Genomic DNA, 25,824 nt, shown 5'->3' with positions numbered 1-25,824 from the left:
TTCGCCGTCCCTTACGGTATTGTTTTTACTTGAATAGCTGCTCCCAGAAGCTCTTCGCTTTTTCTTTGGCTTCTTCAATTTGAAGAGCCGCTTCGGCTTTCAGCTCGTCCAGTTTTACCTGAGCGGCTTCGAACTGCACCGAGGCTTCGGCTTTCAATTCGTCGAATTTATCTTCGGCAACCTCCGACAGTTGATCTGCTTTGGCCGATGCCGCAGCAAAAACCGTTTCGGCCTGAGCTTGCAGGTTGGCCAGATTATCGGCGGTGGATGCTTTAGCCGCGTCAAAATGCTCGGTTGCTTTTGTTTTGATGCCTTCCACATCAATGTCCTTTCCGAATTCCTGGGCCTGAGCAATCAGCTTGTCTTTTAACTCGTCCAGTTGCGCAGCGGCTGCGTTTAAGTGCTGGTTCGCTTCGGCTTTGAAAGACGCCAGCTTCTCTGCCGCCGTCGATTTAGCCGTGTTCACATCGTCAGCAGTGGTATTTTTCGCGTTATTTTCCATAGGATTGTGGGATTTGAGTAATGGGTAACTCGTGAACAGAGCCTTGCGGGTGCTTACCCTAACCGACGCACGATCAGGCTGTTCACTAGCTCAAACAGATTGACGGGTTTTAATGTTCGCCAGTTGGCAATGTCGAGCGTACCGCCAAAATTGATGTAATAATCCAGGTGGTATTTTTTCCATTCACGCTCGATAAACTCCGGCGAATGAATAGCCGCGATCCAGCCATCTTCTACATCCTCAAACCATTCCTCGTAATAGCTATCATCCGAACCGTGAAAGTTGAGAATGTTTTCGCTGATCAGAATAAAATGTTTGATTTCCTGATACACCAACGGATCGATTACCTGCCGCTTCAAGTACATGATGTCGTTGTGAAGCGTGTCATTCCATTCCCCAAAAAGCTCAATCACAACAAACTGTCGGTCATAATTGGCGTATAGTATTTTGCAGTAAAGCGTTTCCGATCCGATTTCGTCCCAAAGCGGGTGGATGTAATAACCGTATATATTGTTTTCGTACTGCTGCATATTATACTCCCGTTCATGAAACGGCGACCGTTCATCGTCGGCCGACGTATAATATTTTTCCCAGCCGTAGAAGGGCTCAATGTCCTGCATAACTGTTGACTGATTAACGAATTGATGTGCTGAGTAACTAATTTGGTCGACACCGATAAGGATTTTCGCTTACCAGAGCCGGATTTGTTTGTCAATTTACCGTATCCCTAACGAATTCGAAAAAGATAACGCCAATTTCCGGGCGTTTGTTGAGCCGGATTATGGGTATGTTTACAGCATGAAACCCGTCAGCAAAAACATTCTCATCACCGGCGTATCGACCGGTATTGGCTACGGGGCAGCCCGGCAGTTTATTCAACGTGGCTATACGGTTTTTGGCAGTGTCCGCCAGCAGGCCGACGCCGACCGACTTCAGGCGGAACTGGGGCCTCGGTTTGTTCCGCTGGTGTTCGACGTAACGGATGCCAGCGCCATTGCTGAATCGGCGCAATGGCTTACGGATCAGCTCGGCGACAGCGGCCTGGGTGGGCTCATCAACAACGCGGGGATTGCCGTTGGCGGTCCGCTGCACTATCAGCCTATCGAAACCATCCGAAATCATTTCGACGTAAACGTGCTGGGACTGATTCAGGTTACACAGGCCTTTCTGCCTTTGCTGGGCGCGCGGGCGAACCATCCGGTTCAGCCGGGCCGAATTCTCAACATCAGCTCAGTCAACGGTCAGGTTGCGATACCGTTTATGGGCGCGTACGTTGGCTCCAAACATGCCGTTGAAGGCATCTCGCACAGCTTGCGCCGGGAGTTGAAACTGTTTGGTATTCCTGTCGTTATTGTTGGACCGGGTGCCGTTAAAACGCCGATCTGGGGAAAAGGGACGGATATTAGCGCTTATCGGGACACGGCTTATTATCCGGCCATGCAATGGTTTCTAAAGCAGGTTGAAGCGTCTGAGCAACGTGGTTTTTCTGTCGATTACCTCGGTGAGCGTATTGTGCAAATTCACGAAACAAAGCATCCTCATACGCGGTACGCAATAGTACCAAACAAACTAACCAGCTGGATACTACCAAGGCTATTGCCGGACCGAACTATCGACTGGATTCTGGGCCGGGTGAGTGGATTGCGGTATAAGCCGTAAGATTTTTCGCTTTCAGTCGTTAACGGTTCGCTTCCAGATAACAGCCCATGCTTAAACCTGCTTTTCAAAAAGACGACGCGCTACTGGCCAATATAGCCTCAGCGAGAGACAAACCGGATATACTGCATATCTGGTGGCTTGGACAAAGCGGTTTTCTGCTGCAATACAACGGGAAACAACTGCTGTTTGATCCGTATCTGTCGGATTCGCTAAGCCGTAAGTATGCCCACACGGATAAACCGCACGTTCGACTATCGGAGATTGTCATTAACCCGGCCAAGCTCACAGGTATCGACGTGGTAACGTCAAGCCACAACCATACCGATCATCTGGACGCCGAAACGCTGTTGCCAATCATGGCCGGAAACCCGTCGCTACGCTTTGTTATCCCCGAAGCCAACCGCAATTTTGTTGCCGAACGTTTGGAGCAGTCCACCCATTGGCGCGGACGGCACTGGCCCATCGGCCTGAACGACGGGCAAGCCAGTACGGTTGATGGGTTCGTTATCCACGGTGTTCCCGCAGCCCATAATGAACTCGAACGTGACGCCGAAGGCCGCTGTAAATTCATGGGCTTTGTGGTCGAACTGGGTCCCTATCGCGTGTACCATTCTGGTGATACGCTCTGGTATGATAACCTGGTCGATATTCTGAAACCGTTTGACGTGGATGTGGCCTTTTTGCCCATCAATGGTAATAAACCCGAACGACGCGTAGCGGGTAATCTTAATTCCAACGAGGCCGCCCGGCTCGGTAAAGCCATTGAGGCAAAGCTCGTTGTCCCGCACCATTACGATCTGTTTGCCTTTAACACAGCTGACCCCGCCGACTTCGTCGAAGCCTGCAACCAATACGGGACGCCTTACCGCGTCATGCAGTTGGGCGAAGGAATCCATCTAAGTCGGGAGCCCGAAACGAATCTAAAACGATGAAACATCCCTTGTTGGCTTACTTGCTGGCTGCACCCCTATTGCTTAGTCACGACAGTGCTGGTCAGTCTACCACGCCCAACTTTAAAATCCAGGTTGTCGATAATCAGATTGATATCGGTTACGGACTGGCGATTGGTGACGTTGACGGCGACCGTCGTCCCGACATTCTACTGGCCGATCAGAAAGAGTTTGTCTGGTATCAGAATCCAGGCGATAAAAGTAGCCCGTGGAAACGTCATGTAATGGCAGCAAATCTGACGCCACAGGATAATGTGTGCATTGCCGCCCGCGATCTGGATGGCGACGGGCGCGTTGAAGTGGCCGTTGGCGCTGGCTGGAATCCCGCCGAAACAACCGACAGTACGAAGTCCGGTGCCGTTTTTTACCTCGTTCGTCCCCAAGATCCGACCCAACGTTGGGAAGCCATTCGCTTGCCACACGAAGTGACGACCCACCGAATGCGCTGGGCAAAGGTTAGCAAAGACAGTCACCAGTTGATCGTTGTCCCGCTGCACGGCCTGGGCAACAAAAACGGCGAAGGCCGGGGTGTTCGCATCTGGGGTTACGAGTTCCCCAAAAATCCAAGGGACACCTGGAAGCGTCACCTGGTCGATTCGACGATGCACCTCACGCATAATTTCGAGCTGTGGGAAGATGGTGCTACTACCGGTTTGATTGTTGCCGGAAAAGAAGGCGGTGGCATTTTTGAGTGGCGAAAAAAGCGGTGGCGTCCGTACGATGATGAAGTGGCCAGCAATGCGTTACCGTTACTGACGAAAGGCACCGAAGGTATTGGCGAAATTCGTCGGCTAAACGGTGGCCGCGCTATTGCAACGATCCAGCCTATGCACGGGAATCTATTACAGGTCGAAAGCGGAGCGTACACGTTTGCGAAACCAAAACCGAAAGTTGAGGATAAAGTAGTCGATGTGTTGACGGATATACTCAGCCAGGGGCACGCCCTTGTTTGCGGTGATTTTCTGGGGATCGGTAGTGACCAGATTGTAGCCGGATGGCGCAATCCAAACGCAGCGGGAGCCGTAGGAGTCCGGCTCTTTAAGCCTAAAGAAGAAGGGAATCTGGAAGGGTACTCACTGGACGACAGCGTACGGATGGCCTGCGAAGATCTGCAAGCGGCTGACCTGGATGGTGATGGGGATCTGGACCTGATTGCATCGGGTCGTGCTACGCTGAACGTGCTTATTTACTGGAACCAGCAAAAGCCCTGATTGTCGGTATTCGGTTTACAGGGATGTACCCTCTTTTGGAAGGCGTATCATGCGTGCAAACCGAATACCCTGACTTTTTTATTGATTCCCTAATTGACCGGCCAGCGAGCGTAGAGCCGATGCCAAGCCTTCGAGTCGGTAGGCAATATCTCCTTCCGATCCTAAGCGCGTGCTGAATTCAACCGTTTGGGTAGCCAACGTAGTAAACAACTCACTTAGCTCGCCCGCACTGATCTCACCGCTTTCTAGTTGCGTTTTCACTTGCTCAAGACTGTTTGTGATGTCGGCAGCGTTGTCCGCTTTGCGGAGTTCCTCGAGCCAACTATTGATGACACCCGTTCCGCTTTGCGGTGTTGATGTAGCAGTATCTGCATTCAAAACGTCCATCGTGGAGTCGAGCAGATCCGATGATTTTTCGTGATCAAGCATATTAAAGTTGGCTGCTAAAGTTTCGTAAAATGTTTACTAACTGTTTCAGCTGGTCAGCGGTTGCCGGATCGACGCGCGGCTCGTGCGAAATAGCGGATGTGTGGCTAGCCAGACTCAACAGCAAATGCCGTACTTTATCGTTATCGCAATGGTCGGACTTGATTTGATCCCGTAGTTGTCTTAACTCATCCAGAATCCGTTCGGCACCGATATCACCCTGTAATGCATTTATCCAGCCTTCCAACAGTAGAATCCCTTGTTCCGCAGAAACTACCGTTGTATGTCCTTCTCCAAATGCTCCCAGCATATCATTGAGCATTCTGTGCTCTAGCGTGGTTTGCGTTTCCATATAGTAGTGAACAGTTTATACTTTTGAACTAAGGAATGTGGCGACTTTGAAGCCGCCACGTCCCTACAATTTATTACTAAAATTCCGTAAGATTTTTGACAGACTTTCTAAACCGCCGGTCCAGGTACCTTCGGCATTAGGACCTTCGGCAACGGCCTGCGTCTTGTCGGCCAGACTTAGCATCAGCTCCCGGACGCGCTGCTCGTTGGGCTGACCACTCTGCAACTCATTGCGGAGTTCGGTGAGTTCGGCTTCAAGCTGTTCCAGATTCGGGTCACCCTGAAGCGCTTGTAGCCAGCCATCGATCAGCATGACGCCCTGCGCTGGTGTAACACTCGACTGGCTATCGTCCCGGAACACCCCAAGTGTATCTTGGAGCATCCGTTCTTCCAATATGTTAGATCCCATCATGTGCAGTTTCGTTTTGTAAAGCCAGTTTGCTGCTAAGCAAGGCACATCGTCTATTTTTGATTCAGCGCGTGTGGCAGCAAACTGACTTTTTTGTTTTACAGTTGTTCGGCCAGTTTTTGAATCGAATCAACGACGTTTTCGAGCTTCTTGACGGTCAGCTCCTGAATATCCGACCCCTGGCTGACTTGCTCGGTATGATCCGCCAGATCCATCAGCAAACTACGAACGCGGTCCGCATCAGGATTGGCAAACTGCAACAAGCCGCGCAGCTCTTTCAGCTTTGCTTCAATCAGTTCAGTACTTTTATTTCCTTCAATAACTTTCAACCATCCGTTGATGAGCTGTACGCCATCAGCGGGTGATGCTGCCGTTCCATTGTCGGCTATGCCAATCGTCTGATCAAACAGACGCTGATCTAATGCGTGTGAAGCCATGTGTTTACTGTTTTTGGTTTACAAAAAAGCCGATCACCAATCACTGACAACAGACTTTTTATCCAAGCCTTGTTTTATACTGCCGTTGAAATCTGACCAGCGAAGTTGCGCAGCGCCGTTGCCAGCGTTTGCAGGCGTGATTGTAAATCACCTTCCGCTTTCGGCGCTGCTTTTTCCGTTTTATCGGCCAGTTCGTTAAGCAACTTCTGGAGTTTCTGTGGATTTGGTTCACCCGTTTTCAACTCATCGTGCAGCTGCGTAAGCGGCTCTACCAGATCGCCGGTCGAGTGATTATTTTTGATGGATGAAAACCAGTCCGTAATAAGCGACATACCCTCCTGCGGGGTTGCAGCCTGTCCCTGATCGAAAGCCGCTACGGTTGCATCAAGCAATGTAGTGGCCGACGAACCAGTTGTCTGCGAGTGTTGATTTGCCATGTTCGTTAAGACCGCCGAAGCGGAGGTTAATTGGTTTTGTTATTTGTTAGAACCCGTCCAACGACGCTTTGTTTGTCGTCAACAAAAAGAGAGAGCCCGCCCTTCTAGCAAAGCCCTCTCCTTCTGTTGACAACGGTTTAGTACTGCGAACGACCGCCTGATGTTCCGGTACTGGTTTCCGATTCATCCCGGGGCGTATGGTCGGGCATTGGCCCGCTCGAAACCCCTGATGATCGTGTACCTGACCCTTGGCTGTAGTCATCACCCGTGCCGCCCGTACTCCGTGCATCGCTGCCCGTTGTGTCGTCCATTGCTGATGTACCGGTCCCGCTGTTGGTCGACTCACCGCCGACTGTGCTGGTCATCGGTGCCTGTCCTCCGGTATTAGCTGGTTTCGACGAGCCACCAAGCTGCTGACTAAAACCATCCAGTACTTCAACAAGCGCGTCCAGTTTTGTTTTCACGTCGGTATCCGCCGAATCCGCCCTTTGTCGAACCTGGCTAACCAGATTTTCCATGATGCCCCGGATATGCCATCCGTTGGGGTTACCGCTCTGTAGCTCCGCCTTTAGTTCACTTAGGCCGTTGGCTACCGAAATTGTGTCCGACTCGCCACCATTACGCAAGGTTGTAATCCAGGTGTCAATAAGCGAGATTCCATCGAACGGCGAAATACTTGTCACATCGCCATTGAACGCATTGACGGTTACATCAACTAAGTTTGATGCATGCTGATTAATTGCCATATTATCGGGTTTAGCTAGGGGTGAATACTAGGCTTGTTCAGTAGCACGAGCAACCTGCCGGTGCAGGTTTTCGAGCGTGGCAATCAGTTGAGAAAGCTCAACCTGCTCGGCACTAGCTTCAGCCGAGGTAGCTACTTTCCGGGTCTGATCAATTAAGTCCTGCAACAGCGACGCAATCCGCTGGTTGTCGGGACGGTTGTATTGTTGCGCGGTGTGCACTTCGGCCCGCAGGCTTTCAAGCGTATCCGCAATATCGTCGGTGTCTTCGTCGCCTGCTACGTCGAGCCGATTCAGCCACTGATCAATGAGTGATAAACCGTCGGTGGCCGTCGTTTCGCCGATAGCTCCGTCGAATGTATTTACTGTTTGCTCAATGAGCGAAGTCTGGTTCTGGTCTTGAGAAATCATGATTTTGTTTGTTGAGTAAAGGCACCCGGACTTTATTTGGCCAGTCCGTGCGCAAAGTCTTTTAGTGCTGTTGACAAGTTTTGCAAACGTACTTTGTAGTCTCCTTCGGCAGCGTTATTTGCTAGGTCGACTGTTTCACCGGAGAGATCGTAAAGGATACGCTCTACTTCTCGAACAGTACCGGTATTAATTGCGTCCCGCAGCTTCTCGAGGGGTTCAGCGACCCATTGTGTACTCACGTTCGAGCGCACAATGAAAATCCACTCCTGAATAAGGTCTACGCCTGCATCGGGTGTTGTGGAGGACGCGCCACCACCGAGCGTTGCCAGCGTATCGTCCAGTATGGTATCGATTTTCTGATCGTGATGAGCCATAACGTTGAATCCATTAGTTTTGACAAAAAGAACCGCTACTACAGGCGATTGTTCGTTTACTTAGCGTTTTTTACACAAAATCTACTAATCGACTCGATTATTCATGGATGCAACCCGCCTACAACCCGACATACAGTATCAGTTTGCCCGGAGCGGGGGCGCTGGCGGGCAGAATGTCAACAAAGTGGCGACCAAAGCTGAACTGCGTTTCAACGTTCGGGCATCGTCTCTATTAACCGAGGAAGAGCGCGCTGTTCTGGAAGAAAAACTGGCGACAAAACTCACGACCAACGGCGAACTGGTGCTTACCCACCAAACCGAACGAACGCAGCTGGCGAACAAAGAAAAGGTTACCAAGAAGTTTTACCGACTGATTGAGAAAGCGTTTGAAAAGCCGAAAGCCAGAAAGGCAACCAAACCGTCGAAAGCGTCGGTGGCCGAACGGATTGCCGAGAAGAAGCGAAAAGGCGACGTAAAAGCCAATCGCAAAAAAATTGACTACTAAGTTTTGAGGTTACGGCCTGATGTTTAACGGTTTTCTGAGGTGATGTTTGAATAGTTGGGTGGTGTCGGCGGGGCCGCCCAACCACCTAACTATTCAAACATCACCCTATCTATCATGCATTCTACGGATTCCGGACAATACGGGTTCTCAAAACCGACACCACAAGCTTATACGTATACAACCCATCGTTCAGCAGAACAGTCAATTCTTACCAGCGCGTAACCTGCTAACAACTTCTGCCTCATTGCACTAGTGCATATCCTTACCGAATAAGGGTATTTCCCGATAGACTAATAGACAATCGATTGATTGTCAAAATTTTACATTTCGCTTGGAAAACTAATTCCGCCTACTAAACTTTGCCCACCTTTTAACTATAGTACCATAGCAAATTGGGGTTTTCCTATCTTTTTGCTCTTAGTTGGCGACTCTGTTTAATCGATTAACTACTCATCCTCTGCAATGTCCGATTACCGGACCGAATCAATTTTCATTTCTATGATAAAGCTTATACGCAAACGCTCTCAGGTGAGTCTTTTGGTAACGCTTCTGCTGATTGGCCCCAGGTTGGGCTGGTCACAGTCGGTGGTTTTCGCTCGCAACAGCGTAGCTACCGCCCAAGCCGGGACAACAGCGGGTCCTATTACGGGTACGGTTAAGAGTCAATCGGGTGAAACCTTACCGGGTATCAACGTGGTCGTCAAAGGAACGACGAAAGGAACCACCACCGATGTCAACGGAAAGTTCACGCTCGATGTACCAACCAATGCGGTTCTCGTTTTTTCGGGCATCGGCTTTACCACGCAGGAAATAGCCGTCAACAACCGGACGGTCATTACCATTTCGCTGGCGACGGACAACAAACAGCTTGACGAGGTTGTCGTCGTCGGCTACGGCACACAAAAGCGGGAAAGCCTGACCAATTCAGTGGCGCAGATTGGCGCAGCAGAAGTTGCCCGACGCCCCGTTTCCAACATTCAGCAGTCCTTGCAGGGGCAGTTGCCCGGCGTTACGGTACTGGACCAGGGCGGTTCACCCGGTCGCTCGAACACGGCCATTCGCATTCGGGGCGTAACGACGTTCAATATAAACGGCACCGCCGGTGCCGGAGCCAGTAATGCCAACGGTCAGTATGATTTAAGCAAGAATGACGCGCTGGTGATTGTCGATGGTATTGAGCAGCGGTTGTCGGATATTAATCCCGACGATGTTGAGTCGATTTCGATTCTGAAAGATGCCGCTTCGACGGCTATTTACGGATCACGGGCGACCAACGGCGTGGTACTGGTCACAACCAAACGGGCCAAAGGCGGTAAGGTTCAGGTCGATTACAACGGCTATTATGCCATTCAGAAATCGATCAACGTACCACACATGATGGGACTGGAAGACTATATGCGGATGCAGGTTGCCGCGTACACAAACGCCGGTTCGCCATTGCCCGCCCGCTTTACCGAACAGTCGATTCAAACCTACGTCAGTACCAGCGACAGGGAGAAATACCCGCTACCAAACACCTGGTTTCAGACCATGCTCCATGCGGCCCCTCAGCAGAACCACACGATATCCGTAGCGGGCGGTACGGAAACGCTTCGTACCCGGCTGAGTGTGCGCTATCAGGATCAGGCGGGTATCATCACGCATTACGCCAGCAAGATCGGCGAGATTCGTTTGAATTCCGATTATACCATTGCCCCGCGTCTGCGCGTCAGCACTGACCTGAACTACCGCTATAATTATTCGCAAGCGCCGACCGTCGATCCCATTGACCGCTTCCTACACGGTTCACTGTGGGCCGTCCCGAAATACGCCGATGGTACGTATGGCCTGAGTACGCAGGGTAATAACCCGTTGATGTACGCCGAAATCGGGGGTGATTCGAAGCGGTTTTCGGATTTTCTGGTCGGTTACGTCAAAGGTGAGTGGGACATTCTGGATGGCCTGACCTTCTCGACGCAGGTAGCGGGCCGGGGTTATTTCACGCAGGAAAAGAACTTTGCCAACGCATACGTCAACACGGACAAAAACACCAACATCACCAAGACCGTAGCGAACAACACACTGACCGAGGTACGCAACACGCTGAAAGAATACACGTTGATCAGCTTGCTTACGTATGACCGGCATATCCGTAATCATAACGTTAAAGGTTTGCTCGGTTATTCGCAGATCGGCAATACGCAAACGTTTCTGAATGCTTATCGCGAACGATTTTACAACAACGATATTCAGTCAATTAGTCAGGGAACGAACGACGGTACGAAAAGCAATGGGGGTTACGACGCGGCTTTTGGGCTACGGTCGTATTTTGGGCGGGTCAACTACGACTACGACGGCAAATACCTGGTTGAAGTAAACGGTCGCTTCGACGGGTCGTCCAAGTTTACGGGTGATAAACAGTACAGCTTCTTTCCGTCCTTCTCGGCGGGCTGGCGGCTGTCGAAAGAGAATTTCTGGCAGGGTTTGCAAACGACCGTCAATGACCTAAAAGTACGCGGATCGTGGGGCATTACGGGTAATCAGTCGGTTGATCTGTACAGCTATTACTCTTCCTTACGAGCCAGCGGCTACACATTCAACGGTGCTGCGGCCCAAGGCTATCGCCAGACATCACTTGCCAATACGAACCTGGGTTGGGAATCGACAACTCAACTGGATTTGGGTCTCGACGCGTCTTTCTTCCGTAATCGCCTAAACCTGACGGTTGATTATTACCGCAAACTCACGAACGATATTTTGCTGAATCTGGACATTCCGGCGACGGTCGGTCTGATCGCGCCACCTCAGAACGCGGGGTCCGTCGAGAACAAGGGTTGGGAGTTTGCGCTCAACTACCGGGGCGCTAGAAGCTCGTCCGGTTTCCAGTATAATCTGGGCGCTAACTTCAGCATCAATTCAAACAAAGTCGTCGATCTGAAAGGGACCGGACCGTACATTACCGGCTCAGACATCGACCCGCGCTATATCATTGCCGTTGGCCTGCCGATCAATGCGTTGTGGGGTTACCAGACGGACGGTTTGTTCCAAACGCAGGAAGAAATCAACAACTACAAAGCCACCTATGCCGCCAACACGAAACCGGGCGACGTGAAATACGTGGACAGAAACGGAGACGGGAAGATCGATACCAACGATATGACTACAATCGGCAACTCGTTTCCCAAATACACGTTCGGCTTGAATTCAAGCTTTTCCTTCAAAAATTTTGAGTTGAATCTGTTGTTTCAGGGTGCAGCTAAAGTCGATACACGCCTGGCGGGGGCTTTGGCCGAAATGGGCAATCAGGAAGGCTTTACGCATTCCATTTATACCAACAATTACTGGACACCCGAACGGACCGACGCGCGTTTCCCGCTCCCGCGAAAATTCGATTTGCGGAACGTTGCCACGTCCGACCGGCTGGTTATCAATGCCTCGTACGTCCGGTTGAAAAACGTTCAGCTAGCGTATTCGTTACCGGCTGCGCTGGCGAGTAAAGTCCGGCTGAGCCGGATACGGGCCTATGTATCAGCAACCAACGTGTTTACCATTTCGAGGCTAAACGAGTGGAACCTGGACCCAGAGGTTGGCTCCGGTCGGGCGGTGTATTATCCGCAAACGGCGCTGTATACACTGGGACTCAATCTACAATACTAATCGCCACCCCTTTTGGCTGACAGAAATTTCATGAAATCAATCCGCTCTAGTTTAGTCCTACTCCTATCGCTTGCGATTGGCCTCACACTTTCCTCCTGCGACCGGGATTTACTGGATACCGTTCCAAACGACCGGCTGTCCGAAAATTTGTTCTGGAAAACCGAAAACGACGCCCGGCTGGCGATCAATTCGCTGTACACGGACCTCGACAGCACCAACATCATCAGCTGGGACGCCCTGACGGATATTGCCCATACGAACCAACCCTTCGACGTACAGGCGTACATCGAACTCGGTCAGTACGACGCAACCAGCTCGAAGGTGTACGGCGAGTGGGTAAAGGCGTACAAAGGCGTTCGGGCGTGCAATTACTTTTTGCAGAATGTCGATAAGGTTGCGTCATCCAACCCAACGTTGATCAGCCAGTTCAAGGGCGAAGCCAGAGCCTTGCGCGCGTATCAATACCTGAAACTAGCCGCTTTGTTTGGCGATGTACCGCTGATCACTACACCTATCTCGCTGGACGAAAGCCTGAAACTAACGCGCACTCCGATTGCCCAAGTCTGGGATTTTGTGGACAAAGAACTAAGCGAGGCCGCTGCCCTATTGCCGACAACATACGCGGCTGCCGACAAAGGACGAATCACGAAAGGCGCAGCCATCGGTCTACAGGCGCGGGCCAATTTGCTGGCGGGTCGGTACCAGCAAGCGGCCACAGCTGCCGATCAGGTGATGAAGCTTGGCGTTTACGGCTTGAATGATTCGTACGAAAAGCTGTTTACCTACGCAGCCGAAAACAATAAAGAAGTGCTCTTTGACCGGCAGTTTATCAAGGATACGTACCCCGACATCGTTTTTAACCTGCTCGCGCCTTACAGTCAGAAAAGTGCAACAAGCACCTACGTACCGACAAAGGCGCTGGTCGATATGTACGAGACAACGGCGGGTAAGCTGATCACCGACGCTACCAGCGGTTACGATCCGGCCACTCCCTACGCCAACCGCGACCCCCGGCTTAAATTTTCCGTATTCCTAACCGGCGATCCGCTCCCCAGCGGTATTACCTTCCGACCAGAGCCGAATAGCGGAACAGCCGACGCCGTAGGAAATACATACATCGCTTCGACAACGGGGTTCAACATCAAGAAGTACGTCAACGCGGAGGATTACGCCAATCCAACCAACAACGGCATAAACATCATTCTGCTGCGCTACGCCGAAATTCTGCTGACCTACGCCGAAGCAAAAATCGAACTCAACCAGATTGACGCGAGTGTCTTTGCCGCCATCAATGCCGTTCGCAATGGCCGTACCGATGTCAAGCAACCGTCGATCAACAGCACGGTTAGCCAGGCTGAGTTGCGCACTATTGTTCGCCGGGAGCGGACGGTCGAGCTTGCTTTCGAAGGGCAGCGACTCTTTGATATTCGCCGGTGGAAACTAGCCGAAACCGTATTGCCGGGGCCAGTTTACGGCATAACCTACAAAACCGCTACCGGCGACTTAGCGACGGTGCAGGTCGTGGGTATTAACCGAACCTTTGACAAGTCGCGGCATTACCTTTGGCCGATTCCCCAGCGGGAACGGTATCTAACGCCGACGCTTACCCAAAACCCCGGCTGGTAGTAACGAACAGCCCACAACCACTTTTAGTAGTAAACCATCCTCTATGACTCTATTACCGCAACGATTATCGCATCTGCTCCTAAGCACGTTTGCCCTGATTAGTACCGGCCTGCTGATTACGGCCTGGGTTGAAAAACCAGCTCCGGCAACGCCCAACGTCGTACTGTTTTTCATGGACGATATGGGTTATGGCGATCTGTCGGTTACGGGCGCGCTCGACTACACGACACCGAATCTGGATCGTCTGGCCGCCGACGGTTCGCGCTTTACCAATTTTCTGGTGGCTCAGGCCGTTTGCAGTGCATCGCGGGCAGCTTTGATGACGGGCTGTTACCCGAACCGCTTAGGTATTTCGGGTGCGTTAGGACCAAATTCACCCATTGGTTTGAACCCAAACGAAGAAACGCTGGCGGATCTACTGAAAGAGAAAGGCTACGCGACCGGCATCTTTGGCAAATGGCACCTGGGCGATAAGCAGGCGTTTTTGCCCCTACAGCAAGGCTTTGACGAATACTACGGTGTGCCGTACTCGCACGATATGTGGCCGCAACATCCTACGGTCAAGTTTCCTCCGCTGCACTGGATCGAGGGGAATGAGCCGAAAGGGGAAATCAAGAATCTGGACGATGCCAGTCACATCACATCGACCGTGACGGAGAAAGCCGTTTCGTTTATTCGGAAGCACAAAAAAGACCCGTTTTTCCTGTACGTTCCTCATCCCCTGCCGCACGTTCCGCTGGCGGTTTCGGATAAGTTTAAAGGTAAAACCGCGCGCGGTCTTTTCGGCGATGTAATGACCGAACTCGACTGGTCGATTGGACAGATTTTGGGGGAGCTGAAACAACAGGGTTTGGACAAAAACACGCTCGTTATTTTCATCAGTGACAACGGCCCCTGGCTGAACTACGGTGACCACGCGGGTTCAGCGGGTGGCTTCCGCGAAGGCAAGGGCACATCGTTCGAAGGCGGTCACCGCGTGCCATGTCTGGTGCGCTGGCCGGGCGTGGTGCCTGCGGGTCGCGTCAGTAACAAACTGCTGACGACCATGGACATCCTGCCGACAGTCGCCAAAATCTGTGGTGCCCGCTTACCCAAACAACGGATTGACGGTGTCGATTGGCTGGCGCTGCTGAAAGGTGACGAAACGGTAACACCCCGCGACCATTTTTATTATTACTACCGCAAGAACAGCCTGGAAGCCGTTCGGCAGGGCGACTGGAAACTGGTGTTTGGGCATCCGGGCCGTACGTACGAAGGATTCCTGCCGGGACAAAATGGCAAGCCGGGTCCGAGTACCGAAACGCACGAATTTCCAAAGGCACTGTATGATCTTCGACGCGACCCGAGCGAGCGCTATGATGTGCTGGAACAGCATCCTGAAATCGTGGCCAAGCTGGAAAAGATCGCCGAAGAAGCCCGCACCGATCTGGGCGATGACATTCAGCAGCGAACAGGTGCCAACGTACGCGAGCCTGGGCAAGTAACTAATTGATAAAGAGTGATTTTTGCCAGTATATTATCTCTCTTTAATTCTCATTACAGTTTCTTAAAAGCAGTGGGGGCAGGTTCTCAAACCTGCCCCCACTGCTTTTAAGAAACTGTAATGAGAATTACTTGCTGGCAACTTCCATGGATTTGCCTTTGTCAACCGCTTTCATCACCCGGAAGAAATTACCGCTCCAGATTTTTTCGATGTCTTTCTTCGAATACCCCCGGCGGACAAATTCAACCGTGAAATTTTCGTACTGGCTCACGTCGAAGCAGTCGGCCAATGCACCGCCCCCGTCGAAGTCAGCGCCCATGCCTACGTGGTCGATACCGATTAGTTTGACGATGTGGTCTATGTGATCCACAGCATCTTTCACCGTCGCCAGTTGTACCGGATATTTTTTGTTAATAGCCATAAATTCCTCGCGCAGCTTCTTTTGATCCTCTTCCGACAACTTGCTCATGGCCGCCATCATTGCCCGACGGTCCTTGACGCCCCATTTGTCCATCATGGCTTTCTGCGCAGCTTCACGCTCTGGGCTGGCCGGAATCGTTTTCACGTAATCGCTCAACAGGTTTAGCTGCACGACACCACCGTTTTTGGCCAGCGCTTTGAGCATATCGTCCGTTAGGTTACGCGGATGATCGCAGATCGCTTTCGCTCCCGAATGTGACGCGATAATGGGCACTTTCGATAAACGAACCACATCGTAGAACGTCGAATCTGACACGTGCGACACGTCGATCATCATACCCAGTCGGTTCATTTCCGCCACGACCTGCTCTCCTAGTGGACTCAAGCCCTGATATTCGGCTCCTTTCGGGTCGGTCGATGAGTCGCAGATATCGTTGTTGCTCGAATGGCAAAGCGTCATATAGCGGGCACCTTTGTCGTAAAACTGTTTGAGCATCGTAATGTCATGCCCCATCGGGTAACCGTTTTCGACACCGATGAAAATGACCCGCTTCCCCGTTTTTCCGATCTGAAACGCTTCTTCGGGTGTTGTCGCCAGAGCGGCTTCCGAAGCGGTATTTTTCAGCGTTGTATTAACGGCTTCGAAAATAGCCAGTGCTTTATTTTTTGCCGTTTCGTGTCCTTCGGGGGTGCGCGGCCCCTGGCCCAGATACACCGCCCAGAAGATCGCATCTAATCCACCGCGTCTCATCCGAGGATAATCGATCTTACTATTGGTCGTGCGGGGATCGTTGTCTTTGGTTACGTCGAAGCCACCGCGCGACAGCAGCATAGGCGTATCAGCGTGGGTATCGACGGTAAACGCTTTTTCGTGAATCTTATGCGCTTTTTTAATCAGCGCCTTGTCGTCCTGCGCCGACGCAGAAAAGACGGTAACAGCCAGGCAAGCCAGCAAGGGAGTAGCAATACGGTTTTTCATAGAGGAAGGGTAACGCAGAAATCCTATCCGCCTGGTTAGAGACGTTATTTTGTCAGCCCCCGACTAGGCGGACAGGATGTCCACGTTACGGTATTATTTGGCGAACCAGAGTTTGAGTTTCATATCGTTCTTTCCACCCTGGCGAGTGAGCGCTTCGTTGAAATTTGTCGCGTTCAACGATTCTTCAGAGCCGGGATACGGCAAACGAGTCGGGATGATTCCGCCGTTGGTGTTGATCACCGCAGGTTGCAAAGCTGGCAGGCCCGTCCGACGGAACTCGGTCCAGGCTTCCAGCCCCTGTCCGTACAAGGCGATCCACTTTTGCTCCATGATCTGCGTGTAGCCATCCGCGCCCGATTTCAATGCGTTGGCGGTCAGGTAAGCAGGGGCAACCGTAAGCCCGTACTGGCTGTGCGAAGCCGTGATACCATTGGTGTAGTTCGTTGATACATCGCCAGCGGCTGTGATTCCTTTGTAGGCTAGTTCAGCTTTGGTAAACAGCAGATCGGCGTAGCTCACAATAACCCCCGGCGCGGTTGGCGATACGAAAAAGTTACCCACCTTCGAGGTTTTCGATAAGCCTAGCGCGTTAGCGTCAGCGTTGGACAAGCCGTTTGGCACACCTTTGTAGTCGCCACCGTCGGCAGGAGCGTTAGCATACACGGCTAGCCGCGCATCGCTTAACGCCTTGAGCTTGTTCACCAACGTGGCACTAACCCGGTGATCGTCGCGCGTTTTCCGATTTTGGTTGATCGGGTTGTTGTTATTTGTCGCGTCGAGGTAGTTCAGCTGCACGTTATCGGCGTTGGACGTCAAGACCGGGTATTTGGTTGGGTCGCCCAGAATCCGGTTGATTTCCGATTTTACATCAATGGGCGCATCGGCTTTGTTGATCATCCGGTTGAGCAGACGCAGGCTCAGGGTATTGGCGAATTTCTTCCAGCGTGTCAGGTTGTTATTGAGCAGAATATCGCCCGCAATGGCTTTGCTATTGTCATTGAGCACGATCATATCGTTGGCTACTTTCAACTCGGCCACCAACCCTGCATAAACATCTTTTTGCGCATCGTATTTAGGCTGTAATGTTCCTTCCAGCCCTTTGATCGCGTCTTTGTACGGAATATCGCCATAGATGTCCGTCAGCACCGAAAACACCCAGGACCGCATGATGATCGCCACGGCCTGATAATTCGGGTTATTCCCATCAACGCCGAGCTTATAAATCCGTTGAAAATCGGCCTGTGATTCGATAAAGAAAACCTGCCACGACGCGGTTCCGTACACATCATTGGTGATGGTGTACTGGTCAGCATCGGTATACTGAATACGAGCCCAGTACTGCGAAATAAGATCACCCACATCCATACCCAGCGAACCACCCCAGTACGCATCGACCGCGCTCTGAATACCGTGTGGCAAAAACAGATCGGCAGTGCCAACCGTGGGCGAGTTGGGGTTGGTGTTGATGGTATCAAACTCACCGGTGCAGGCCGCAGTACCCAACATAAGAGCGGCCAGCAATGCTTTATATCGTAAGGAATGAAAAATGCGTTTCATGAAACGAGTATGATTTTCAGTTCTGGGTTCGGCCTTCTCAGTACCCAAAGCGGGACAGGAACGCCGAGCCCAAAACTCGTTTACAGATTGAAATTGATGTTGAAGCCGACGGTCCGTGTGGTTGGAATCTGACCGTTCTCGATTCCTTGCAGGTTACCGTCGTTGTAGTAGCTGGTTTCGGGGTCGATGTGCGGAACGTTGCTTTGCAGCAAAGCCAGGTTGCGACCGACTACCGAAATGGCAATATCGCGGAAGGGCAGGCGGTTAAACACTTTACCGGGTAGCATGTACGTCAGTTTCACTTCCCGCAGTTTGACAAAGCTTCCGTCGAAAATAGTTGCTTCGTTGTTTGTCAGTGAGTAGTATTTCTTATGCCATTCTTCCGACGAAATCCGCGTTGTGTTTGGCGTGTAAACCGGGTTGTCTGTGGTTCCGGTGTTGACTACACCCTGACCGACAATACCATCCTCGCGACCGATCGTTGTTTCTTTCAACACACCCGTGTAGCGACCGATATTGACCGTCTGCGAGAAGATGTCGCCACCGTGCCGCATGTCGATAAGCGTGCTCAGCGAAAGCCGCTTGTAGCTGAATGTATTCTGCAAACCACCGATCCATTTTGGGGTGAAGTTGCCCAGAATCCGACGCGTTGGGTCCAGCTGCGGATAACCGCTTTTGTCGTAGATGATGTTGCCCGACGGATCACGCAGGAACCCTTGCCCGAAGAACGTACCGTATGGCTGACCAACCCGCGCTTCGACCGACATGCCCCGGAACGAGTTGGTTGACGTAACCTGCGTCAATGGGTTGTACGACGTATTTAGCTGGTAAGTCGTCAGACCCTCGGCCAGTTCAAGCACTTTGTTGCGGTTCTGCGCCCAGTTTAGCATAACGTCCCATTGGAAAGCGCCCGCTTTAACTGGTGTTGCGCTCAGTTGAACCTCAACGCCCCGGTTCTGCAATTTCCCGGCGTTCAACAACTTCGAGTTAAAGCCCGATGCCTGCGATACGTTTACGTCCAGAATCTGGTTGAACGATACCTTGTCGTAGTAGGTCACGTCCAGCCCAACGCGGTTGTTCCAGAGTTTTACTTCAGCACCAATTTCGTATGAGTTCGTCAGCTCCGGTTTCAGCGTAGCATTCAGCATCGCGTTGTTCTCCGATAGCGAAGGCGTTGATCCCCAAGGGTTTTCGTACCGATACGACTGGATCAGGCGGTACGGATCGGTATCGTTACCAACCCGCGCAACACCCGCCCGGACTTTGGCAAACGACAGCACCGGTGAGCTTACATTAAAGATGTCTGTCAAGATCGCACTTACAGCCGCCGACGGGTAGAAGTACGACCGGTTGCTGGCAGGCAGAGCGCTCGACCAGTCATTGCGGGCGGTCAGATCGACGAACAGGTAATTACGGAAACCGATATTAGCCGAAGCATAAAGGCTGTTGACGGTCTTTTCGGTGTAGGAGTTTTCGGCAACTTTGGCCTGCCGGGAGTTACCCAGGTTCCACACGCGCGGGATAGCAAGTTCCGTAGCGCCCATGTAATTGCGTTGCGCGTAGTTGTAGCGGTGATTACCGCCAATGTTAGCCGTTACGTCGAACTCACCAAATTTGTGCGTCGCGTTGAGCAGGAAGTCCGAGTTCGATTCGCGAAGGAAAATCTGTTCTTCGTTGTAACTGTCGAACTGCTTGGCACCATTAAGGTTGTCGATACGAGCTGCATTTTTCGTCTTACGTCGATCTTCGTACACGTCCGTACCAGTGCGGGCGGTCAGCGTCAGCCAGGGCGTGAACTTGTACGTAGCCGACATATTGCCGTAGAGCCGGTCTTTGTCGTTGGCGCGGGTGCTCAGGTTGAGGAAATAATACGGATTAGCCCAGTAGTTGTAGTTCCAGTTGTATTGATAGATGCTGTTCGGAGCCTGGTAATTTTGCAGTTTCTCCATATCTACCTGACGACCGAACCAGATAAAGTACAATCCCCAGTTGGTACGGTTATCGCTTCCGTCGCGCACGTAATTACCCGTTGCCCGAATGCTCAGCTTTGGCGTCAGATTCCAACCGGCATTAATCGAAACCGTGCGTCTTTTGTAATCAGTGTTAGGCAGAATACCCGATTGGTTTAGATCAGTGAACGACACGCGGAAATCACCTTTCTCGTTCGCGCCCATCACCGAAATATTATTGGTCAGGGTGCGTCCCGTCCGGAAAAACTGGTTTACGTTGTCGGGATGAGCCACCCAGGGGGTTGGCGTGCGGGTACCGTCGGCGGCAATAGGCGAATCGAACTGTGGCAGCAGGCGACCGTCCAGTTTGGGACCCCAGCTTTCATCCACACCATCGTTGACGCCTTTACCGGTTCCGTCGACGAACGAAAAAAGTCCTTTGTTTCCCTGCCCATATTCGTTCTGCCATTCGGGTTGCCGGAATGGGCTGTCAAACGCCGTATTGGTGTTGACCGAAACCCCGATGCCTTTGCTGCCTCGTCCGCTTTTGGTGGTGATCAGAATAACACCGTTGGCCCCGCGAGACCCGTAAAGGGCAGCCGCGCTCGGTCCTTTCAGTACGCTTACATTATCAATATCGTCGGGGTTGATCGACGCGGCCGCATTCCCGTAGTCGACACCCGTTCCCGAACCGATGTTGCTGTTGTCAATGGGTACACCGTCCACCACAAAAAGCGGCTGGTTGTTGCTACCGATCGAGCTTGCACCACGGATCAGAACGCGTGATGAGGAGCCCGGTGCTCCATTCGATCCCGTAACCTGCACGCCGGCAATTTTACCCGACAACGCGTTGACAAAATTCGTAGCCCGTGCCTGTGTCAACTGTTTGCCACCTACTTCCTGTACAGAATAACCCAAGGCTTTCTTTTCCCGGGTAATGCCCAATGCGGTAACGACCACTTCGTTCAGGTTCGACGCGTCTTCTTCCAGCGTGATGTCAACCGATGATTTCGAGCCAACTGCTACTTCCGTTGGCTTATAACCAATGTACGAGACGACCAGAATCGCATCGGCAGACGCATTCATTGTAAATTCACCATCGGCATTCGTTGTGCTGCCCCGGTCGGTACCTTTTATTAGTACGTTTGCGCCCGGCAAACCAGTCCCATCCGCCTTGGACAGTACCCGTCCTTTCAACATTTTGTCCTGCGCATAGCCCGCTACACTAAGTAGCAAACAGGCGACCAGACAGCATCGCGTAAAAAGTTCTCTCATTGTTACTAAAGAGTTAGATAGGTTAGAAGTGGCTAAAACGCTCACAAATAGGCACTACACGGCTGGTTTCTGCACATCGGCAAAGTCACGTTCCGTAAACAGTTCAATTGTATTGGCGTTAAAATAGATTCGAAGCTAATCTAATAGAAAAGCTTTTATAGGTAAAATTATATTCTGTTTTTATATGAAAGTTTAAAATAATTAATGATATAATTTATAAAACTCAGTATCTTACTTATAAGTAAATTATCGTTACCGACTATAGCTACGACCAAGACCCGTATTGTTTGTGGAGCACTTAACACCGTCCAACAACCTGTGTGCCTGGAAAATAAAAAAGGTCTTAAGCGCTCTTTAAACAGATAGCCTAAGACCTTGTAATTATGACAGTACTATAACCAATCGATGAAGTAGATCAGTAGCCTATGTCTGCTGAAATTACTCCATTCAATTAAGGATAAGCACTCATTTTCCGAGCTCGGTGAAAGCCCATCTTGTTCGCTGACGAAATACTGATCTCGGACACAACCGTTTTATTCGCTAGTTCCACTTCGACTACTTTGCCTCCTTCACCCGTAGTATTTGGGACCTGAAAACCGGGGGTGAACAGAATATGATTTGACGACGCCAAAAACTGCACGCCACTAACCACTTGCGAATACGTTTCGACTCCTCTTTCCTTACCGTAAGCCCAGCTTTGCTGCACAGTCATCTTGACAGGGTCAATTTTGTAGGCGACAGCACGACTATACTTGCTGGCCGTAGGGTTATACTCTCGTATCTCGCCGTTGTCAAATACCATGATATCGCCGTTGGGCAGGAATATAGTACTATGCTGATACCAGTTCCATTCGAAGTCAGACGTTATTTTTGATCCGTCGCTTACGGCGGTATCGGCAATGATAACACCACTTGCGTCAACAGGGCTCAGCAGAAATTTTCTCAGATCTTCACCACGTCGGTTTACGGTCCAACCTCTGTGGGCGCCCAGAATCCACTTCACCCGATTCTCGTAATCCAGTTTGACCACGCCCTGGTGACGACCCGATACAATGATGGTGTTGTCGGTTGAATCGTAGGCTACAGAATTACCATGAAACCAATCATCCGCATTAACCAGCGGGCTTTGGGCTAAGATCGTCCGTCGTTCATCGAGCGATTGTTTTAAATCCCACTCGTTGACAAGACCGCCCTCCGTTCGGTCAATTTCAATAACGTAATCTTCGACCATTGCTACCCCGTTAAGGCCCATACTACCTGGCTTACTAGCGGTCAGAAGGAAGTTGCCGTTCGGTTTTTCAATGACGTTGTGGTGAAATACATAGCCTGATAAGTTCCAGCTATCTATTACTTTACCCAGCAGATCGACTTCGTAAATTCTGGATGTATTTATATCGCCAAAAAAGAAGTTACCATTGCGTAACCGCTCAATGCCGTTGTCAAAACTTAATGTTTTTAGCTGATCGTGACTGCGGTAATCCAACACCCATCGTATGTCGCCGTACGCATCCATAAAGTAGGGAGTCGAAGGCGCACCCGTTCCGTATGTACTAAAGTTACTGACCAGAATAAGCCCTGGAGCCACCTTATTTTCGTCAAACGGAGCCGCCGTGATAGATTGCGGCATGTTGGGAGGCAAATCGCCCGTCTGGATCGTAAGCGTACTTTTAGCCAGTGTATCACCACCATCACTCAGTACACGTACGTCAACTGTGTTTGTATAATTGGCGTACAAGCCGATCACGGGTATAGAATGCGTAGTTCCCTTGTCGTTGAACGCATGCTCGACATTAGTGAGCTTGCCATGCTTGCCTCTAACCCGAATAAACGATCTACCGGCTATTGGAGCGGAGAAGTTGATCCTAGCTGACAATGGTGTATAACCGTATGGGTTTAATTGGACTGAATCAGAAGCAATCGTGAACTCCCGAGCGGCAACGGGAACAGGTGGGTTATCAATAGCATGCTTACAACCAGTAAAAGCAACAGTTAAGAGAAAGAGGAGAATTAAATTTTTCATAGATTAATAAATTCACACTTACCAATAAGTTTTCAATGATACTAGTATTATTGGTTTGTTAAAATTCTATTATCCTATCCTATACTTATCATATACATATGATACAAAACGTAAAAAATTACTACTTTAAGTATTTATATCCCTATGATTACCTATATAAAATGCCTTCGTCACGGGTATGGATAAGCAGTCTGTTGAACTGACTCCTTACTTTATTATTGCTATTACGCACTTATCTTTAAACGTATGATTTACAGATGTGTAGCGCCAACTATCACTTTTACAAGATGACTTCCCGGCGTTCTTAGTAATAGACAATCAGTAGAGTTGCTTCACTGAGTTATAATACCCCAACGAAATCTTGACGTTGATAAGCATTTTTCAGTACTGCTTACTAGTAGCTGATTCATAAAATATAAATCCGTTTTCAGAAAAACGTACAGACTGTAGACCAAACTCAATACAGGTAAAAGCAAAAGCCCTGTATCTCGGTACAGGGCTTTTGCTTTAGAATGACGGCTGAGTGACCTTTTACTATCTCAACGCAACTGAAAGGCAGCTCTTACAATTCCCGAATCTGGATATTCCGGTACCAGACCTGCTCTTTGGGGCTGTGGTTTTGTAAGGCGATCTTACCTTTTGCGTGCGCCGTAGCATACGGCCAGTTAGCAAATTTGCTTTTCGCAACCAGTTGCTTCCAGTTGTCGGAGCCGTATTCATAATCAACAACTTTTTTGCCGTTCAGGTAGTGCTCAACGTGGTTGTTGTTGACAACAATCCGGCCTTTATTCCATTCGCCGGGAGCCTTTGTAGCCGCCATGTCCGAAGGAGGAATCATATCGTAGTTAGCGCCCGTCAGTTGAGTATCTTTTAATTTGTACGGTTTGCCCTCACCATCCACGTACCCTTTGTCATCAATCACCTGGTATTCGGGACCAGACATATAGGTTGATTTAATATCGGGACTATCGATGATTTTGTACACAACACCGCTGTTACTACCCTTCGGTATTTTAAACTCGAATTCGAGTTCGAAATTCTCGTATTCTTTGTCTGTTACAAGGTCCCCGCCCGTACCATCGGGCGTTAATGTCCCATTTTCGACGTTCCAGCCAACGACGCCATCTTTGTGATAGCTATGCCATCCTTTGATTTCTTTACCGTCAAAAAGCGACGTCCACTTTGATTTTTTTCCGGGGGGAGTTGCCAGGGCTAGTGCACTCAGCAACAGACAGGGTATCAGTAACTTTTTCATGGGCTTAAAACGATTTAGCCGTTAAAAGTATGAAAAAAGTAACGCGGGAGAAAACCTATGCCTCAGAGATACCATGATGGCACCCTTTGAGCGTAGATTCCCTCCCGCATTGGATAAATTCCTTCTGTTTAGCTCGCCATATCGCGGGCTGCTTCCGGGTCGTTGTATTTCCGATCCAACCCATCCGTTGATTTTTGATCAGAACGATCCGGGCCGGAGATAGCATCTTGAGCCATAACGCTGCTCTCATCAGCCAGTTCGCGGGGCAATTTCTCCGATTCTTTTTTCTCTTCGGGCCGTTCGCCTGGCTGATAGGTATCAGCATCTTTAGCATTTACATCATAAGCGTGAGCAGAGTCGCCTGTGTCAGGGTTTTCCTCCATGCCTTCGTCATCGGGACCGGCTGCTAATCCCTGGTACTGTGTTCCCTGAACCGCTTCACCCGACTTTACGTCAGACTGATCGATCAGGCCCGATGCTTCGGCGGTGTACGTCAAAAAGTTGGTCGTCGATACGCTGTGCTGCGCCGTTGTACCGGCATTGATTTCGTGCGACCGGTCGGGCTGACTCGGTTCCTCAATCTCTGGTTGCGCTGGTTTTGGCGTTCCCGGCAGATCCGGAATTTCAGGTCCTGGCACGGGCGGTGCGGGTGGCGTCTCGGGAATGCCCGGCACGGGTTGCGTTGGATCGGGTGAAGGCGGAGTCGTTGGAATCATCGCCTGAATTGTTGTCGATCCCACGCCTGCCGGAAATGCCCATGCGCCAAATGAACTCGTTGGTGTAGCATCCGAATCTTTCTCGGTACGATCATTCGATTCGCCTTCCGAAGGTAATCCTGTATTAACCGTCGCTCCGGCATCCGGATTACCCGTGATATCGCCAACGGCTATTGGATCATTGGGCATCACTGACGGATCGAACATAGTGCCTACCCGAAGGGCGGCATCTGAATTTTCATATTTCTTTTTATCGTCGCCAGTCAACGCCCGTTCTTCATCACTTCCTAGGCGGATACGTGGCATATCGTCAGAGACATCATCATCGGTATCGCCGGTCGAGACTAATTTGCCATCCACCAACTTTACCATGTTGGTTTCGGCCTGGTCGGCACTGAACATCGTTTCCGCATGTTCGCTCGAAACTATATCAGCCTGTCTGGCTCCATCGGTAAGATTTGCGTTGCTTTCCATAATCGTGAATACTTTAGGT

23 protein-coding genes are annotated in these 25,824 nt (G+C 50.7%); 7 read left to right on the top strand and 16 right to left on the bottom strand.

The annotated features are described in order from the left end of the window. Positions 1 to 25: 25 nt before the first annotated feature. Both M0L20_RS12820 and M0L20_RS12815 read right to left on the bottom strand, forming a co-directional pair. On the bottom strand, positions 26 to 502 hold the full coding sequence (locus M0L20_RS12820; protein ID WP_248477339.1) for a hypothetical protein: 477 nt from the start codon (positions 500 to 502) through the stop codon (positions 26 to 28). Positions 503 to 555: 53 nt separating this feature from the next. Further along, the gene (locus M0L20_RS12815; protein WP_248477338.1) at positions 556 to 1,122 is read right to left on the bottom strand and encodes a hypothetical protein; all 567 of its coding nucleotides are present in this window, start codon (positions 1,120 to 1,122) and stop codon (positions 556 to 558) included. 88 nt (positions 1,123 to 1,210) lie between these two features. On the opposite strand from M0L20_RS12815, the gene M0L20_RS12810 reads away from it, so the two are divergent. Genes M0L20_RS12810 through M0L20_RS12800 form a run of 3 tightly spaced genes read left to right on the top strand, consistent with a single transcriptional unit; the run spans position 1,211 to position 4,322 of the window. Next, positions 1,211 to 2,161: an SDR family NAD(P)-dependent oxidoreductase gene (locus tag M0L20_RS12810; protein ID WP_354004174.1), complete on the top strand. Its 951-nt coding sequence runs from the start codon at positions 1,211 to 1,213 to the stop codon at positions 2,159 to 2,161. A 47-nt stretch (positions 2,162 to 2,208) separates the two neighbouring features. Next, on the top strand, positions 2,209 to 3,093 hold the full coding sequence (locus M0L20_RS12805; protein ID WP_248477337.1) for an MBL fold metallo-hydrolase: 885 nt from the start codon (positions 2,209 to 2,211) through the stop codon (positions 3,091 to 3,093). Further along, positions 3,090 to 4,322, top strand: a complete 1,233-nt coding sequence (locus M0L20_RS12800) for an FG-GAP repeat domain-containing protein (protein WP_248477334.1) — start codon at positions 3,090 to 3,092, stop codon at positions 4,320 to 4,322. Before M0L20_RS12805 ends, M0L20_RS12800 begins: the two co-directional genes overlap by 4 nt. 78 nt (positions 4,323 to 4,400) lie before the next feature. Here M0L20_RS12800 and M0L20_RS12795 read toward each other — a convergent pair whose 3' ends face one another. From M0L20_RS12795 to M0L20_RS12760, 8 genes are all read right to left on the bottom strand, one after another. Beyond that, the gene (locus M0L20_RS12795) at positions 4,401 to 4,751 is read right to left on the bottom strand and encodes a hypothetical protein (protein WP_248477332.1); all 351 of its coding nucleotides are present in this window, start codon (positions 4,749 to 4,751) and stop codon (positions 4,401 to 4,403) included. A gap of 1 nt (position 4,752) precedes the next feature. Continuing rightward, positions 4,753 to 5,100, bottom strand: coding sequence for a hypothetical protein (locus tag M0L20_RS12790; protein WP_232561362.1), 348 nt, complete (start codon positions 5,098 to 5,100; stop codon positions 4,753 to 4,755). A 63-nt stretch (positions 5,101 to 5,163) separates the two neighbouring features. Then, positions 5,164 to 5,511 (bottom strand): hypothetical protein, encoded by a 348-nt coding sequence (locus tag M0L20_RS12785; RefSeq protein ID WP_248477330.1) that lies wholly within the window; start codon positions 5,509 to 5,511, stop codon positions 5,164 to 5,166. A 95-nt stretch (positions 5,512 to 5,606) separates the two neighbouring features. Next, a complete protein-coding gene (locus tag M0L20_RS12780) occupies positions 5,607 to 5,945 on the bottom strand; it encodes a hypothetical protein (RefSeq protein WP_248477328.1) in 339 nt (112 codons plus the stop codon). A gap of 74 nt (positions 5,946 to 6,019) precedes the next feature. Next, complete coding sequence (locus tag M0L20_RS12775; protein ID WP_232561359.1) at positions 6,020 to 6,382, bottom strand: hypothetical protein; 363 nt, start codon at positions 6,380 to 6,382, stop codon at positions 6,020 to 6,022. A gap of 137 nt (positions 6,383 to 6,519) precedes the next feature. Continuing rightward, positions 6,520 to 7,128, bottom strand: coding sequence for a hypothetical protein (locus tag M0L20_RS12770; protein WP_248477326.1), 609 nt, complete (start codon positions 7,126 to 7,128; stop codon positions 6,520 to 6,522). Positions 7,129 to 7,155: 27 nt separating this feature from the next. Further along, positions 7,156 to 7,536 carry a hypothetical protein gene (locus tag M0L20_RS12765; protein ID WP_232561357.1) on the bottom strand — a complete coding sequence of 127 codons (381 nt, stop codon included), beginning with the start codon at positions 7,534 to 7,536 and terminating at the stop codon, positions 7,156 to 7,158. A 32-nt stretch (positions 7,537 to 7,568) separates the two neighbouring features. Continuing rightward, the gene (locus tag M0L20_RS12760) at positions 7,569 to 7,910 is read right to left on the bottom strand and encodes a hypothetical protein (RefSeq protein ID WP_248477324.1); all 342 of its coding nucleotides are present in this window, start codon (positions 7,908 to 7,910) and stop codon (positions 7,569 to 7,571) included. Positions 7,911 to 8,013: 103 nt separating this feature from the next. Between M0L20_RS12760 and arfB the strand changes: the two genes are divergently transcribed. The 4 genes from arfB to M0L20_RS12740 all read left to right on the top strand — a co-directional run bounded on the left by arfB (position 8,014) and on the right by M0L20_RS12740 (position 15,169). Next, positions 8,014 to 8,415, top strand: coding sequence for an alternative ribosome rescue aminoacyl-tRNA hydrolase ArfB (arfB, locus tag M0L20_RS12755; RefSeq protein ID WP_248477323.1), 402 nt, complete (start codon positions 8,014 to 8,016; stop codon positions 8,413 to 8,415). Positions 8,416 to 8,913: 498 nt separating this feature from the next. Then, complete coding sequence (locus tag M0L20_RS12750; protein WP_248477322.1) at positions 8,914 to 12,051, top strand: SusC/RagA family TonB-linked outer membrane protein; 3,138 nt, start codon at positions 8,914 to 8,916, stop codon at positions 12,049 to 12,051. A gap of 30 nt (positions 12,052 to 12,081) precedes the next feature. Continuing rightward, positions 12,082 to 13,677, top strand: coding sequence for a RagB/SusD family nutrient uptake outer membrane protein (locus M0L20_RS12745; RefSeq protein WP_248477321.1), 1,596 nt, complete (start codon positions 12,082 to 12,084; stop codon positions 13,675 to 13,677). Positions 13,678 to 13,720: 43 nt separating this feature from the next. Further along, the gene (locus M0L20_RS12740) at positions 13,721 to 15,169 is read left to right on the top strand and encodes a sulfatase family protein (protein WP_232561352.1); all 1,449 of its coding nucleotides are present in this window, start codon (positions 13,721 to 13,723) and stop codon (positions 15,167 to 15,169) included. A gap of 118 nt (positions 15,170 to 15,287) precedes the next feature. Here the strand turns inward: M0L20_RS12740 and M0L20_RS12735 are convergent, their stop codons facing one another. The 6 genes from M0L20_RS12735 to M0L20_RS12710 all read right to left on the bottom strand — a co-directional run bounded on the left by M0L20_RS12735 (position 15,288) and on the right by M0L20_RS12710 (position 25,805). After that, the gene (locus M0L20_RS12735) at positions 15,288 to 16,559 is read right to left on the bottom strand and encodes a dipeptidase (protein ID WP_248477320.1); all 1,272 of its coding nucleotides are present in this window, start codon (positions 16,557 to 16,559) and stop codon (positions 15,288 to 15,290) included. 93 nt (positions 16,560 to 16,652) lie between these two features. Continuing rightward, positions 16,653 to 18,116, bottom strand: a complete 1,464-nt coding sequence (locus M0L20_RS12730) for a SusD/RagB family nutrient-binding outer membrane lipoprotein (protein ID WP_248477319.1) — start codon at positions 18,114 to 18,116, stop codon at positions 16,653 to 16,655. An 80-nt stretch (positions 18,117 to 18,196) separates the two neighbouring features. Further along, positions 18,197 to 21,340, bottom strand: coding sequence for a SusC/RagA family TonB-linked outer membrane protein (locus M0L20_RS12725; protein WP_248477318.1), 3,144 nt, complete (start codon positions 21,338 to 21,340; stop codon positions 18,197 to 18,199). 451 nt (positions 21,341 to 21,791) lie between these two features. Beyond that, positions 21,792 to 23,360: an aryl-sulfate sulfotransferase gene (locus M0L20_RS12720; protein ID WP_248477317.1), complete on the bottom strand. Its 1,569-nt coding sequence runs from the start codon at positions 23,358 to 23,360 to the stop codon at positions 21,792 to 21,794. A gap of 562 nt (positions 23,361 to 23,922) precedes the next feature. Then, positions 23,923 to 24,615, bottom strand: a complete 693-nt coding sequence (locus M0L20_RS12715) for a 3-keto-disaccharide hydrolase (protein WP_248477316.1) — start codon at positions 24,613 to 24,615, stop codon at positions 23,923 to 23,925. Positions 24,616 to 24,743: 128 nt separating this feature from the next. After that, positions 24,744 to 25,805 (bottom strand): hypothetical protein, encoded by a 1,062-nt coding sequence (locus M0L20_RS12710; protein WP_248477315.1) that lies wholly within the window; start codon positions 25,803 to 25,805, stop codon positions 24,744 to 24,746. Positions 25,806 to 25,824: the final 19 nt, after the last annotated feature.

This window comes from Spirosoma liriopis (genome assembly GCF_023196085.1).
GTDB classification, from domain to species: Bacteria; Bacteroidota; Bacteroidia; order Cytophagales; family Spirosomataceae; genus Spirosoma; species Spirosoma oryzicola.
This window is presented reverse-complemented; position numbering and strand designations above follow the sequence as displayed.